Below are 13,991 nucleotides of genomic sequence, written 5' to 3' on the forward strand. Positions count from 1 at the left end.
TCTTCAGATGAGGGCCCGTAGGCTCGCGCCAAACGGCTGATATTCGTTTGACATCAGCCGGTTCGCGCCAGCGTCCGGGCCCCCTCATTCATGTTAACTTAGCGGTATTGGGCTGAAGCCTGCACACCAGCGCGGATTGGTATCCAGCCTCCTGCGACTTCCGGCCCTCGCCTCTCGCGGGGGCGACTTTCTCGGTGCTATCTGGTTATTGGTGACCTAAGCTTGCCCAGAGCAAGTGATTCTTGCCTCCCGCCGTTGTTTTCCCGGTCTCCATTCGTGCTTCACGCGACGCCATGAAACTCTGTCACCACCCCTCTGAACTGCGAATTCGCTCATTCCAATCCGTTTTGATCGCGATCATCGCACTGTCCTGTCGGGATTCCCTCGCCACCGAGGTCCTGGGATACACCGAGCCGATCCGGACGATCGAAGTGGCATCGGACGAAACAGGCACCGTCGCCGAAGTGTTGGTCCGGCAAGGTCAGACCGTCGAGCAAGGCCAACCGTTGCTGCGGCTTAACAGTCAAGTTCACCAGGCCCAGTTGGAGGTCGCCAAACAGCAGATGAACGCCGAAGGACGGCTCGATGCGGCGCGGGCGGAAGTCGAATTGACCTCCCAACGGCTGGAAAAACTCCAATCGCTGCGCCAGTCGGGACACGCCCGCCAAGCCGAATTGCAACGCGCGGCGAAGGAATTCCAAGTTGCCCAAGCCAATCTTCGCAGCGTCGTCGAAGAAATGGAAACCCGTCGTCTGGAACACCAACGATTGCTCACGCAAATGGAGCGACGCGTGATCCAGGCTCCCGTCAGCGGAGTCGTCACCGAACTGCATAAAGAACCCGGTGAATTCGTCGCGCCCAATAAACCCGACGTCGTCACGCTCGTCCAGCTGGACACGCTGCTGGCCAATTTTTCACTTCTCGGCCCCCAAGCCCAGCAACTGACCACCGGCCAAGAAATCGAACTTCAATTCACCGAATCGGGGCGATCCATCTCGGGCCTCGTCCACTACATCTCGCCGGTCACCGATGCCGAAAGCGGAACCGTGTTGGTCAAAATTGCGATCAGCAATCCGGACGGAACCCTACGCAGCGGTGCCCGCTGCACGATCCAATTGAAGGATTGATTTCCCGTGTCGACCGAGATCCCCAACGCCGGATCAGGCCCCGCTGCACCCATCCTGGTGGGCGCCGTCACGCACGAAACGGTCCCGCATGAGACACCGCCGACCCGGGTTCACGCCACGCCGCGCGACGTCATTGATCCGACCGTCGATCCGCCGGTCGTGTCTCCGTTTCAATCGGCCAACACACTCCAGGAAGCCGACCAGATCCTGCTGGAACGCCTCGACGAACTCTCCACCATCCTTGCCGTGGTGCGTCTTGAGCCCAACGCACCCGACGCGTCGCAGCAGTTCCATCACTTGCGGATCGACCCGGCCGAACAAAGGCCCCCGTCGCAACGGACGCAATTGATTTCGGTCTGTCACCAATCGGCCCTCAGCGGCCAGGTTCATTCCCGCCGACAACTTGAGCCCGAACGAGTCATCCTGGCCGTGCCGATCGACACCGGGCGGCAACCGTCCGATGCCCTGGGCTTGATCGCAGCGTTGCCTGCGGACCTGCACGGTTTCACCCAAGCGGTCCAAACACTGGCTCAACAGTTCGCCCTCTGGAACCTTCAGCATCGCCTGGATCAACAGTCCGCCGTCGCGTCCCATGCCGCCGCCACGGTCGAACTGCTCACCCGAGCGTTGGATTCGAGAACCCGCAATGAAGCCTGTCAGGTGATCGTCACAGAATTGGCCGATCACTGGAACCTTTGCCGTGCGGCGATCGGAATCGCGGCATCGGGGGCGGGCAGTTGCCGATTGGTCGCACTCAGCGATTCGACTCGAATCGATACGACCACCGCCCAGACACGGGCCATCGAGAACGCCATGGACGAAGCGTTGATGCGGGGGTCTCTCTCGATCGTCGAACCGACCACAACAGAACTGGACGCGTCGCGCAGCGTCGGCGAATTGGCGCGTCAACATGCCGCCAGCGTCCTGGTCGTGCCGCTGGTCGATGAAGCCAGAGACACACGCGCCGTCTTTCTGGCGATCTTGGATTCCGAATCCCCCGTCCAGCCGATGCGGCAGTTCTTCGAGGCGGCCGGTCCGTCACTCGGCGCGGTGTTGCACGCACACGATCAGCGTCGTTCATCAGATTTACTTCGCCGCAGCAGCCGAGCGGTCCGATCACGCGGCGGCGTGATTGCGTTGACGGTCATGATCGCATTGATCGCCGCGATGTTTGTCCCGCTCCCTCACCGCGAAACCTGTGACGTGCGTGTGGAGCCCCGTTTCAAACGTTTCGTGGCCGCGCCCTTCGACGCGACACTGAAAGACTGTTTCGTCGCGCCCGGTGATCTTGTCCGACGTGGCGATCTGCTGGCGACGTTGGACGGCCGCGAATTGAGATGGAAGCGAGACGCATTGCAGGCCGATCATGACCAGGCGATCAAAAAACGAGACGCGGCCCAGGCCTCACGCGCCTACGCGGATCAGCGGATCGCCCAGTTGGAAATCGACGGGCTTCGATCCGAACTCCAATTATTGGATCTCCGATTGAGCGAACTGGAACTGCGCAGCCCCGTCGACGGGATGGTCGTCGCGGGTGACTTGAAACGCGTCAAGGGCGCCCCCCTGACCACCGGTCAATCGCTGTTTGAAATTGCGCCGCTGCAGGAAATGATCGTCGAGGCATCGGTGAACGACAATCAGATCGCGTATGTCCGCAAGGACCAATCCGCCCAGTTGCGACTGAACGCCTATCCCGATCGCAACTGGGACACGACGATCGGCATCGTCAATCCACGCAGTGAAATTCGTGATGAAGAAAACGTGTTCATCGCCGAATGCAAACTTTCCAATGACGAACAACGGTTGCGTCCGGGAATGAAGGGCACGCTGAAAATCGCTTGCGGTCGTCGTGCACTCGGCTGGATTCTCTTTCACCGTCCCATCGAAGCCCTCTCACAATGGTTTTGGTGGTGAACGTCATGCAGGACGACCACGAGCATTTTGCCAGCGATCAAAGCACAACGTCTGTCGTCTTTCGACAAGATTTGCGTTTGACACCGTGTGACGATGCACGGCAACCGCACGTGATCGTCGAAGACCCCGTCGCGGGCTCGTTTTATCGGCTCGGCAGAATCGAATACGCGCTGGCCACTCGGCTGACCGCCTCACGCACGATCGCCCAAGCCTATCGCGAAGTGTGCCAACAATATCCCGACCATCAATTGTCCGAAGAGGATGCGGCGGACCTGTGCCGGTGGCTGATCGACAACGAACTGGCGCACACCGAGTCCTCCAAGTCCTCCGCCCGGCTTCACCGCTCCACCGAAAAAGCGAAAACGAACCGAATCAAGCAGCACGCCAATCCGATCGCGATTCGTGTCCCACTGATTCATCCCGATCGCCTGATCGGGCGGATGATGAAGTACGTCGGTTGGATCTTCGGGCTTCCCGCGACCGTCGTCGGCGTGTTGCTGATCCTGCTGGGCGGCTGCCTGGCGATCCTGCACTGGAACGCGTTGACGCATTCCTCGGAATACTTGTTTTCGTCCTCCGCGCTGACTCTGTTGCTGGCCGTCACGATCGTCTTAAAAATCCTCCACGAGTTTTCGCATGCGATCGTTTGCAAACGCTACGGGGGAGACGTCGGGCAGATGGGCGTCCTGTTCATTTTGCTTGCGCCACTCGCTTACGTCGACGTCAGTTCGGTTTGGCGATTTCGTCGCCGCTGGCAACGCATTCACGTCGCATCAGCGGGGATCTATGTCGAATTGCTCGTGGCCGCCATCGCCATGCTGATTTGGCAATCGGCCGATTCACCGCTGGTCAAACACGTTTGCATCAGCGTGATGTTGTCGGCCGGCGTCGCGACGTTGCTGTTCAATGCCAATCCGCTGATGAAGTTCGATGGCTACTTTGTGCTGACCGATTGGGTTCGGGCACCGAACCTGTACACAGACAGCCAGAACTACTTGGCTCGTCTGGCCCGGCGATGGTTCTTCGGCGGTGAGTTGAAAGAACCGAATTGGCAGGCCGGTTACCGGGTCGCGGTTGCCGTCTACGCCTGGCTGGCGCTGCTGTGGAGGTGTTTCGTTTGTTTCGGATTGACGATTGCCGCGACAAAACTGTTTCATGGACTGGGCACACTGCTGGCCGTCGTCGCCTGCATCGTTTGGATCGGCGGCCCCGCCTGGCGCGTGGTCAAGTTGTTCCGCCTGGCTCCCCGCAGCGGACGTCGCCGATTCACGTGCCTGGCGACCGGATCGGCGGCATTGCTGACGACGCTGTTGGCGGCAATCCCCTGGCCGGGCGCGGCCCCCGTGCCCGCGGTGGTCGAGTATTCACCGCACGAAGTGATTCGCGCTGAAGTGCCGGGTTTTGTGGACACGATCCATGTTTCCGCGGGGCAACGAGTGTCCGAGGGCCAAAAACTGTTGACGCTTCGCAACCCCGACCTCGTCCTGGACGCCGGGAAGCTGGAAACAAAAATCCAGCAATCGACTCTCCGCACCCGCCAACAAACGCTGCAAGGTCGCCACGCTGCCGCACAGGCCGAGGCGACCGAACTGCAGGCCCTGACCAAACAACACCGGGAAGCGAAGCAGCAAATCGATTCCCTGATCGTCCGTGCCTCCCGCAGCGGCGTCATCGTCCGTCGCCGGTTGAACGAATTGGAAGGGACCTATGTCGCCCAAGGCGATGAATTGCTGGTGATCGGCGATGAATCCCAAAAGGAGTTGCGTGTGCTGATCTCGCAGCAACGGTTCGACCAGTTTCGTGACCAGGTGGGCGCACCGGTGCGCTATCGCGCCCGCGGACTCGCGACGAACACCTCGTCCTTAGCAAAGATCATTCCCCGCGCCAGAACGGGAGTGGATTATCCGTCCCTGCTGGCCTGCAACGGGGGGCCATTGCCGGTCAAAAAAGTCGCCAACGATGCGTCGCAATCCGGACCGGAATTCGAATTACTGGTGCCGCATTTCGAGGCCATTGTGCCGCTCAGCACGTCGCAAGGCGTTGATCTGTTGAGCGGACAGCGGGCACAAGTTTCGATCGGATCACTCGACGAGACCGTGGGATCGCACCTGTGGAAGCTGCTGGCCGAGTGGCTGGAGTAGGTTCATGTTCGGACGTGTTCATCCGGTTCTATCGAATCTAACGATCACGAGGGGACCGTGTCGAAAATCCAATTTGTTCGCGGGGCATGTCCTGCCAACATCGACTCCCGTAGCGACACATTGACTTACGGTTTGCTGCAGGCTGGGTCGATTGCAAGCTGGATTTGTTGCAAGAACAGTACCTGCGAAGTTTTCTAGTCAACCCGAAGGGCGGATGAACGCGACGACTCCATCAACGTTAGCCGGTGCCGCGGCACCCATGACACGCGCTGCTTCGTTGAAGTCGAAGGAGGCCGATGCCACGAAGTCCGGTCGTGTCATGATCGCCGATGACGAGCCGATCAACATCAAATTGATTCAGAAGTATCTGCGCAGCTCGGGCTACCATGATTTTGTCACCACCAGCGAGTCGCGCGAGGTGGTCGATTTGGTGCGTTCGACCCGTCCGGACATCCTGGTTTTAGACGTGGTGATGCCGCACGTCACGGGGCTGGACATCCTGGAGACGATTCGCAACACGCCCGACCAGTCCCATTTGCCGGTTCTGATCGTGACGGCGTCGACGGACGAACAAACCAAGATCGATGCGCTCGAATTGGGTGCCACCGACTTTTTGCACAAACCGGTCAAGCCGACCGAACTGCTGCCCCGGGTCCGCAATTCGTTGGTGCTGAAGGCTCACCATGACCAGATGGCCGCCTATTCCAAACGACTCGAAGCCGAAGTCGCCCAGCGGACCGCCGATCTGGCTCAGTCGCGTGAAGAGGTCATCCACGTGCTGGCCTGTGCTGCCGAATACCGCGACCAGGAAACCGGCAACCACGTCATTCGAGTCGGCCGATTCGCGGGAATCATCGCCCGAGAACTGGGTTGTTCGGAATCCGAGTCCGAACTGATTGAACACGCCGCCATCCTTCATGACGCCGGCAAGATTGGGATCGCCGATTCGATTCTGTTGAAACCGGACAAACTTTCCCAAGAAGAGTTCGCGATGATGAAGCGTCACTGCGAGTTCGGGGAAAAAATCCTCAAAGCCCAACCGAGCGACGAGAGCGAACCGTTTCTTCTACATTCCCGCCGCCCCGTGACTCGGTCTCCCGTCTTGCGGATGGCATCGGTGATCGCCAAAACACACCACGAACGCTGGGACGGAACGGGCTACCCGGAACAACTCGCCGGTGAGGAGATTCCGATCGTCGGCAGGATCACCGCCGTCGCGGATGTCTTCGATGCCCTCAGCAGTAAACGCTGTTACAAGGACGCCTTGCCGCTGGATCAATGCATCAAGATCATGCGCGAAGAACGCGGAAAACATTTTGACCCCAAGGTCTTGGATGCGTTCCTGTCACGCATCGACGACGTGACACAGATCGTCGTCAGCTTGGCAGACCAATAAGCGATTGGAGCTGGAAGCCTATCCCACAGCATACCCCGCCGCGGAGAGCGACTGGTACACGATCAGCGCCGCGACGTAGGCCAAGGCGGTCATGTAGATGAATTGAAAGACCGCCCATCTCCAGCTTCCGGTCTCTCGCTTGGTCACCACCTGTGTCGGCAGACACTGCATCGCCAACACAAAGAACACCAACAAGCTCAAGCCCGTGGCGGTTGAAAACACCAGCGTGCCATCGGGACGCCGTTGCCGCCGCAGCGTCTCGACCAACCCGGCCGGTTCCTCCGCGCCGTCTTCGCCCAATCCGTAAACGATCGAAAGCGTCGACACCAACACTTCACGCGCGGCGAACGAGGTGATGATCCCGACATCGATCTTCCAATCGAATCCGAGCGGCGCAAACACGGGCTCGACCATCCGGCCGCAACGCCCCGCGAAGGAATACTCCAGTGCCGCCTGAGCCTGTTCTCTGTCAGACGAGAACGTCCGGTCATCGGGCAATTTCGGATACGTTGCCAAAGCCCACAGGACCACCGAGATCAACAGGATCGTCGTCCCCGCACCACGCAAAAAGACGGTCGCCCGTTCCACCGTCGTGAACCAGGCGTTGCGTAAGCTGGGCATGCGATAATTGGGCAACTCCAACACCAGCGGTGCCGCTTCGCCCGGAACCAACGTCTTCTTCAACAAAAATGCCGTGGTGAACGCGGCCAGCAGCCCCAACAAATAGGCGCCGGCGAACATCAGCGATGCTTTCCAGGGGCTGTCACCAAACAGCAACGCCGCGACCATCACGTACACCGGCAAACGCGCCGAACACGTCAAGAGCGGCAACACCAGAATCGTCACCAAACGGTCCCGCCACGTCTCGATCGTGCGGGCGGCCATGATCCCTGGGATCGCACACGCGTGCGCCGAAAGCATCGGCACAAACGCTTTACCGGGCAGCCCGACACGACGCATCAACCGCTCCATCACAAACGCCCCGCGGGCCATGTACCCGGAATCTTCCAACAGCGTGATGAAAAAGAACAGGATGCAGATCTGCGGCAAAAACACGACAACCCCCGCGACACCGCCCACCACACCGTCGATCGCCAACGAGCGAAAATCATCCAGCGGCAAACTGCCGATCACCAGCGACGTCGACACTGCGACCGATGCCGATAAACGGGTCCATTTCGTGTCGTTCAACCAATATGCGATCGCAAACACGGACAACGAAATCGCGGTGGCAAGCGGAAGCCAAATGAGCGCTGACAGCGGACGCGTCGGCAACAGATTGTCGATCACTCGACCGACCCACCCGAATCCGTCTTCGATCGCCGACATCGGCAGATCCGCCAACGAAAAAATCAAAAAGAACACCGACAGCATCACGCCCAACAGCGTCACCAACCCGATCCCTTGCGAGGTCAGCAGGCGGTCGAGCCATTCCAGTTTGACGCCTTTGCCAGGGGTCTGGCGGACCGATGCGCCCGCCACGCCGTCGGCCCATTCAAAACGCGCCGCGAACGGACACCCGCCGCAACCGGCGACACAGGGTTCGCGTGCGATCGGCAGCAGCGGATTGGCCGGCTTGGTCAACTCGTAGATCGCTTCACGCAACTCGCCCAGCCCGCGCGCCCTGCGGGCGCTGACCGGAATCACCGGGCAGCCCAATTTTTTGCTCAATTCGTCGAACCGGATTTCGGTTCCCGACGACTCCGCCGCGTCGATCAAATTGACCGCAACAATCGTCGGCAGGTTGCGATCGAGAATCTCGCCGGCCAACACCAACGTGCGGGCGATGTTCGTCGCGTCGACGACCACCACGACCGCGTCGGGTAGACGACTGAGTTCGCCCTGAAATTCACCCCGAATGCTGCGCGCGGCGACCTCTTCTTCCGGACTCGCCGTTTCCATACTGTACAAGCCCGGCAGGTCCACCAATTCAATCTCACTGGTCGCTTGGCAGCGCGAATCCTTGTCCACCGCCGCGACTTGAATCATCGCCTTGCGGAGGTCGACCGTGATGCCAGGGTAGTTCGCCGTTTTGGCTCGCATCCCCGCCAGCGCATTGAACAACGACGTCTTGCCGACGTTGGGATTGCCGACCAGCAGCACCACCGGTTTCGTGGCCACGGCGTCCGACCCGGGCATCGCACTAACAGTCGGGAGACTCAAAAGACGGACTCTGGCTTAGACGGCCGACGCCGGGAGAGAAACCGGCGCAGACTCGGGATTCAAAGGCGAAACAGACGCTGGATCGACCAACACCAACTTGGCCAGCTGACGCGAAAGGCCGACGCGTGACGCTCCGATTTTCAGAATCATCGGATCGCCTCGCCCCATCAGCTCGATCGTTCGACCCTGGCAAACACCCAAACGCTTCAGCCGCACCGCGTCTTGACCCGCGGCGTGAACATCCTTGCAAACGTATCGACCGGGTTGGATGTCAGCGAGCGTGGTCGAGCACAGCTGAGCCGGGGGAGCCTGGACGATTGCCATCGAGTTGAACCATCCGATCGTGGGCGGGCGGGAGCCGCAACGCAGGCCGCGGCTGGAAATGAGAATCAGTCTCAATAGGATGACAGGCGGCACCCGCACTGTCAAGCGCTTCAGCTTGTCGCACTCAATCCGCTGGCGAAGCGGGTTTCACCCCGAGAGGAGTGGAAGCACGTAGCCGTTGGTCGCCTTAGCGCACCACCTCAATCCCCAAATCAATGTGACCAGGGGCGGGAGGGTAACTCGCAACTCGGAAGGCTTGGCGCCGGCGGCCTACGCCCCGGCGGCGAGTCCGGGGGGGGAGGGCCGATCGGGCAGCGTCTTTTCGACCACTGCGGCTCCGACGCTGTCTCCCAACACGTTGACGGTGGTGCGAAAGCGATCCAGCAACCAATCGACCGACAGAATCAGCCCCATGTATTCCAGCGGCAACCCGACGGCGTTGAGCACGATCAACATCGTGACCAGCCCGGCTTCGGGAATCCCCGCCGCTCCGATCGCGGCCAAGGTGGCGGTCACCGCGACGATCACCTGTTCCCAGAACCCGAGATCGATTCCCGGCACCACTTGGGCAATAAAGATGGCGGCGGCGGCTTCATAAAGTGCGGTCCCGTCCATGTTGATCGTCGCGCCCAAGGGAACGACGAACTCGGTCGAACGCTTGGAGATCCCGGCTTCCTCGGCGCATTCGAGTGTCACCGGTAACGTGGCCGAAGAACTGGCCGTCGAAAACGCGGTCAACAGGGCCTTGGACATCGCCAGGATGAACCGATACGGGTTTTCACGTCGGACCAGATAAAAAATCGCCGGCAGGGTGATCAGGGCGTGAAACGCCAGGCCTCCCAAGACCGTTCCGAAGTACCAGCCGATTTGGGAGAGCTCTTCGAGAAACTTGCCTTCCGCCTGAGCCTCACCGAAACGCGCAGCGACCAGACAAAAAATACCCAGCGGCGCGAAATTCATCAGCAGCATCACGAATCGCATCAGTGCCGTGTTCGCTTGTGTGATCAGTTTCGTGATGCTGCTGACGTCCTCGTGCATCGTCGTCAGCATCCCCGCAAAAACGATCGCGAACACGATGATCGGCAACAACTGGGTTTGGGCGGCCGAAACAAACAGGTTGTCCGTCACCAGCATCAGCACCAGGTTCTTGAAGATCGTGCCGATGTTCGGTTGCACGCTCTCGCCTTGAGGCAAACCCTCCAGCACGCCACCGACTTCCACCTTGCTCAGCCCCGTCGACTGGGACAACGCGTCGACGATCTTGGATTTTGGCGAACCTTGCCCCTCGGTGTTCATCGCCTGGACGGCCGCTTCGTCAACCGTGCCGACTCCCGGTTGGACGACGTTGACGACCACCAAGCCCACCACGACCGCCAAGATGGTGGTGACGAGATAAAACCCGATCGCCGCGGCCCCGGGGCGTCCGAGCTTTCGAACGTCTCCCATGCCCAACACGCCGCACATCACCGAGGTGAGGACCAGCGGCACGACGATCATCTTCAACATCCGCAGAAAGACTTCACCGCCGATTTCCAAGGACGCCGCCAGATGAGGGCTGACGAGCGCCAGTGCAATGGCGGCGACGATCGAAAAGAAAATCGCATAAGCAAGCCAGTTCCCGTGCGGTTTATCGTCGGATGCCGGAGAAGAACCAGGGTTGGCGTCGGACATGAGTGTGCCGAAAGTTGCGAGGTGATGAAACGACGAACGCTCAAAACGATATACGGGCCGAAGAACGGTGCGTAGAGCAGACGAGAGGCTGGATCGATCGTCCCCGAATACACCTCCTGCCAACATACCAAACTTCAGTGCCATCGTCTGTCGATCCAACGCGAACCCGCAGATTGTTAGACTATGATCTCCTCCGTCCCACCTGCTTCCCCAGCTTCACCGATCCGATTCCTTCATGAAACTCTCTCGACGCCAATTTGGTGCGATCACCGCCTCGTCCGCGATCGCTGTCAACCACACCGCAAGCGATGCCGCTGAAACCGGACCGCTGGAAACGTTCGTTCCGTGCCGTGCGATCACCCGTGGGCCCAAGAACCATTGGTTCGGCTACTACGACAAACGCGAGTTCGATCCGACCAACACGCTCGTGCTGTCCAACGAAGTCTCCTTCGAAGGCCGTTCGCCGACCGCGGACGACACGATTGCTGTGGGATACGTCGACACCGGCAACGACGATCGCTGGCATGAAATCGGAACCAGCAAGGCCTGGGGATGGCAGCAGGGCTGCATGCTGCAATGGCTCGGCGACGACGGCAAGCGGATCTTGTGGAACGACCGTCAAGGCGACTCGTTCGTTTGCCGCATCTATTCGACCGACACCCAAACGACACGCACGATCAACAAACCGATCTACACCGTTTCGGCGGATGGGAAATTCGGTCTGTCCGCCGACTTTCGACGCATCGACAATCTGCGCCCCGGTTACGGGTACGACGGTTTGGCCGATCCCAACGTTGCCGTTCGCGCGCCGGCCGATTCTGGAATCTGGCGGGTGGACCTGGAAACGGGGCAAGAGGAACTGATCCTGTCGTTGGCCGATGTCGCGGCGATGCCTTGGCCCGACGGCGATTACCATGCCCAAGCCTGGCACTACTTCAACCACCTACTGATCAGCCCGGACGCGCAGCGGTTCATCGTCTTGCACCGTTATCGCCCCGAGTTCGATCCGCAGACCCTGCAGTTCAAAGGCGGGTTCGTCACTCGCATGCTGACCGCGGCGATCGATGGCACGGACCGATACGTGCTCGATCCGTCCGGTTACACCTCGCACTTCATCTGGAAAGGCAGCGACGCGGTCACGATGTGGACCAAACCGGCCGGACAGAAAGCGGGGTTCTACGAATTCGTCGACCAAACCGATCAAGTTCGCCCGGTCGGCCACGACAAAATGCCGACCAACGGGCACAACACTTATCTGCCGGCGCCCTATCAAGACTGGATCCTCAACGACACCTATCCCGACCGCAAGACGCGACGACAAACGGTCTATCTGTATCACGTGCCCAGCGGCCGACGATTTGATCTCGGCCACTTCCCCTCGCCACCGGCCTACACCGGCGAATGGCGCTGTGACACGCACCCCCGCAGCAGCAACGACGGAACCCAGGTCGCCATCGACAGCCCGCACGATGGAGGCCGCCAGGTCTATCTGCTGGACATCGCCGATGTACTGAAACAGGCATAGGCTGCAGTACGCTGGCGAGACACCAACATCGACTATCAATCCTCCTTTGACTCCCACTTGGTTACTCGTCATGAACCAAACCATTCGAGCCTTCGTGGCTATACTTGCGTGTTCGATCGTCCTGACCACCAACGGCCGTGCCGCCGATCGACCGAACATCGTGATCATGTTGGCCGACGACATGGGGTTCGGCGAGTTGCAGTGTTTGAATCCCCGCCGGGGCAAAATCCCGACGCCGCAATTGGATGCAATCGCCGCCGGCGGCATGGTCTTTACCGACGCCCACAGCGGTTCGTCGGTCTGCACGCCGACCCGTTACGGTCTGTTGACGGGGCGTTACGCGTGGCGAACACGTTTGCAAAGCGGTGTGCTGACCGGCGGTCCGTCCCTGATCGACACCAACCGGTTGACCTTGGCCAAGTTGCTGTCGTCTCGGGGGTATCACACCGCCGTCATCGGCAAGTGGCACCTCGGCATGCTGTTCGATGGGAAACACATTTCCAAAGCGGTTCCGGTCGGCGCCAAGGTCACCCACGGACCGATCGACCACGGCGGATTTGATGAGTTCCATGGCTTTCATCACGCCCGACAGATCGAAACCTGGATCGACAACGACGTCGTCACCGAAACGATTGATCCGATCGAGATGTTGCCGCGACTGACGAAATCGGCTGTCGCGTACATCGAATCGCGTACAGACCAATCGGAACCGTTTTTCCTGTACGTTCCCTGGAGTTCGCCGCACAGCCCCGTCGTTCCGACAAAACAGTGGCAAGGCAAGAGCGGGCTCAATGCACACGCGGACTTCGTCATGCAAACCGATGACAGCTTCGGCAAAGTCGTTGACGCACTCCGTGACAACGGCCTGTTAGACAACACGTTGATCCTGTGTAGCAGCGACAACGGAACCTCGGGACCGACGTCAAAGATCGGCCAGCTTCAAGAGATGGGGCACTATCCCAGCGGTGATTTGCGTGGATCCAAAGCGGACATCTGGGACGGCGGCCACCGCGTGCCGTTCTTGGTTTCCTGGCCCGGCGTGGTTCAACCAGGTTCCCGATCGAGCGGGCTGGTCTGTTTGACCGACGTCACACGCACGGTCGCGGACATCTTGGATTTGGAACTGCCCGACAACGCGGCCGAAGACAGCATCAGTTTTTTGCCGTTACTCAAAGGCGAAACCGAACACGATCGACAGGACGTCATCCATCACAGCGTCAGCGGTTACTTTGCGATTCGGCAGGGCAACTGGAAACTCTCGCTGTGCCCAGATTCCGGCGGATGGACGGGCACCCGACCGTCCAAGAAGTCCTGGGCAAAATACGAAAAAGCAGGATTGCCGATGGTGCAATTGATCGACATGGAAGGAGATCTTGGCGAACAAACCAATCTGGCGAGAGACCATCAAGGAAAGGTCGACGAATTGCACGACCTGTTGGAGCAACAAGTCAAACGCGGCCGCAGCACACCCGGATTGCCGCAATCCAATGACGCCGAGATCGTGATCGACAAGCGGCCGGGCAAGTAGCCGTCGACCAGGAAATAAAAAAGGGTCAGGAGCCTTTTTGGAACACTAGGCAACCGCCCCTTACCTATTCTACCTTTAATGCTCCTGACCCTTTTTCCTTTTTCAATCTTTGACATGGCAGCTTCCTTGCTGAGGGGATGTATTTCAACACCACGATCCTCGCAGGAAAGCTGCTTTTTTTGAAGCTTAACTTAGCGGTATT

9 protein-coding genes are annotated in these 13,991 nt (G+C 59.6%); 6 read left to right on the forward strand and 3 right to left on the reverse strand.

What is annotated here, in order from left to right; all coding sequences use genetic code 11:
- Positions 1-293: 293 nt before the first annotated feature.
- The 4 genes from NZK35_RS29045 (at position 294) to NZK35_RS29060 (ending at position 6,578) form a co-directional block, all read left to right on the forward strand.
- Positions 294-1,127 carry an efflux RND transporter periplasmic adaptor subunit gene (locus tag NZK35_RS29045; RefSeq protein ID WP_259636033.1) on the forward strand — a complete coding sequence of 278 codons (834 nt, stop codon included), beginning with the start codon at positions 294-296 and terminating at the stop codon, positions 1,125-1,127.
- Between the two features lie 6 nt (positions 1,128-1,133).
- On the forward strand, positions 1,134-3,041 hold the full coding sequence (locus NZK35_RS34800; protein WP_259636034.1) for an efflux RND transporter periplasmic adaptor subunit: 1,908 nt from the start codon (positions 1,134-1,136) through the stop codon (positions 3,039-3,041).
- A gap of 5 nt (positions 3,042-3,046) precedes the next feature.
- Positions 3,047-5,182 (forward strand): HlyD family efflux transporter periplasmic adaptor subunit, encoded by a 2,136-nt coding sequence (locus NZK35_RS29055; protein ID WP_259636035.1) that lies wholly within the window; start codon positions 3,047-3,049, stop codon positions 5,180-5,182.
- A 259-nt stretch (positions 5,183-5,441) separates the two neighbouring features.
- A complete protein-coding gene (locus NZK35_RS29060) occupies positions 5,442-6,578 on the forward strand; it encodes an HD domain-containing phosphohydrolase (RefSeq protein ID WP_259636036.1) in 1,137 nt (378 codons plus the stop codon).
- Between the two features lie 18 nt (positions 6,579-6,596).
- On the opposite strand, the gene feoB is transcribed toward NZK35_RS29060, so the two are convergent.
- From feoB to NZK35_RS29075, 3 genes are all read right to left on the reverse strand, one after another.
- A complete protein-coding gene (gene feoB, locus NZK35_RS29065; RefSeq protein ID WP_259636037.1) occupies positions 6,597-8,717 on the reverse strand; it encodes a ferrous iron transporter B in 2,121 nt (706 codons plus the stop codon).
- Positions 8,718-8,756: 39 nt separating this feature from the next.
- Complete coding sequence (locus tag NZK35_RS29070) at positions 8,757-9,065, reverse strand: FeoA family protein (protein WP_259636038.1); 309 nt, start codon at positions 9,063-9,065, stop codon at positions 8,757-8,759.
- A gap of 270 nt (positions 9,066-9,335) precedes the next feature.
- The gene (locus NZK35_RS29075; protein WP_259636039.1) at positions 9,336-10,736 is read right to left on the reverse strand and encodes a dicarboxylate/amino acid:cation symporter; all 1,401 of its coding nucleotides are present in this window, start codon (positions 10,734-10,736) and stop codon (positions 9,336-9,338) included.
- A gap of 235 nt (positions 10,737-10,971) precedes the next feature.
- On the opposite strand from NZK35_RS29075, the gene NZK35_RS29080 reads away from it, so the two are divergent.
- Entirely contained in the window at positions 10,972-12,261 is a 1,290-nt protein-coding gene (locus NZK35_RS29080) for a hypothetical protein (protein WP_259636040.1), read from the forward strand.
- A 70-nt stretch (positions 12,262-12,331) separates the two neighbouring features.
- A complete protein-coding gene (locus NZK35_RS29085) occupies positions 12,332-13,789 on the forward strand; it encodes a sulfatase family protein (protein WP_259636041.1) in 1,458 nt (485 codons plus the stop codon).
- The last annotated feature ends 202 nt before the right edge of the window (positions 13,790-13,991 follow it).

It is taken from the genome of Stieleria sedimenti (assembly GCF_025060895.1).
Taxonomy (GTDB): Bacteria; Planctomycetota; Planctomycetia; order Pirellulales; family Pirellulaceae; genus Stieleria; species Stieleria sedimenti.

Excerpts from the sequence above, each read along its gene's own strand:
- NZK35_RS29045 (WP_259636033.1), top strand. The coding sequence starts at position 294 with ATGAAACTCTGTCACCACCCCTCTGAACTGCGAATTCGCTCATTCCAA.
- NZK35_RS29055 (WP_259636035.1), top strand. The coding sequence starts at position 3,047 with ATGCAGGACGACCACGAGCATTTTGCCAGCGATCAAAGCACAACGTCT.
- NZK35_RS29060 (WP_259636036.1), top strand. The coding sequence starts at position 5,442 with ATGACACGCGCTGCTTCGTTGAAGTCGAAGGAGGCCGATGCCACGAAG.
- feoB (WP_259636037.1), bottom strand. The coding sequence starts at position 8,717 with ATGCCCGGGTCGGACGCCGTGGCCACGAAACCGGTGGTGCTGCTGGTC.
- NZK35_RS29070 (WP_259636038.1), bottom strand. The coding sequence starts at position 9,065 with ATGGCAATCGTCCAGGCTCCCCCGGCTCAGCTGTGCTCGACCACGCTC.
- NZK35_RS29075 (WP_259636039.1), bottom strand. The coding sequence starts at position 10,736 with ATGTCCGACGCCAACCCTGGTTCTTCTCCGGCATCCGACGATAAACCG.
- NZK35_RS29080 (WP_259636040.1), top strand. The coding sequence starts at position 10,972 with ATGAAACTCTCTCGACGCCAATTTGGTGCGATCACCGCCTCGTCCGCG.
- NZK35_RS29085 (WP_259636041.1), top strand. The coding sequence starts at position 12,332 with ATGAACCAAACCATTCGAGCCTTCGTGGCTATACTTGCGTGTTCGATC.